Here is a 532-nt window from a genome sequence, read left to right as displayed (position 1 = left end):
CACGAGCTGACGACAGCCATGCAGCACCTGTCTCAGAGTTCCCTAAGGCACATCTACATCTCTGCAGATCTCTCTGGATGTCAAGAGTAGGTAAGGTTTTTCGCGTTGCATCGAATTAAACCACATGCTCCACCGCTTGTGCGGGCCCCCGTCAATTCATTTGAGTTTTAACCTTGCGGCCGTACTCCCCAGACGGTCGATTTAACGCGTTAGCTTCGGAAGCCATCACTTGATCGTGACAACCTCCTAATCGACATCGTTTACAGCATGGACTACCAGGGTATCTAATCCTGTTTGCTCCCCATGCTTTCGCACATGAGTGTCAGTCTTTGTCCAGGGAATTGCCTTCGCCATCGGTATTCCTCCATATCTCTACGCATTTCACCGCTACACATGGAATTCTATTCCCCTCTACAAGACTCTAGTAGATCAGTTTTGAATGCTTTCCTGAGTTAAGCTCAGGGATTTCACAAATCAACTTAATCTACCACCTGCGTGCCCTTTACGCCCAGTAATTCCGATTAACGCTCGC

At 48.5% G+C, this 532-nt stretch carries 1 rRNA gene (cut by both window edges); it reads right to left on the bottom strand.

The features are described from left to right. Positions 1 to 532, bottom strand: a 16S ribosomal RNA gene (locus tag AOQ87_RS01140) (it extends past both window edges: 481 nt to the left, 568 nt to the right).

It is taken from the genome of Candidatus Riesia pediculischaeffi (assembly GCF_002073895.1).
Taxonomy (GTDB): Bacteria; Pseudomonadota; Gammaproteobacteria; order Enterobacterales; family Enterobacteriaceae; genus Riesia; species Riesia pediculischaeffi.
Note: the sequence above shows the minus strand (reverse complement) of the source record. Positions and strands in the feature narration are given on the sequence as shown.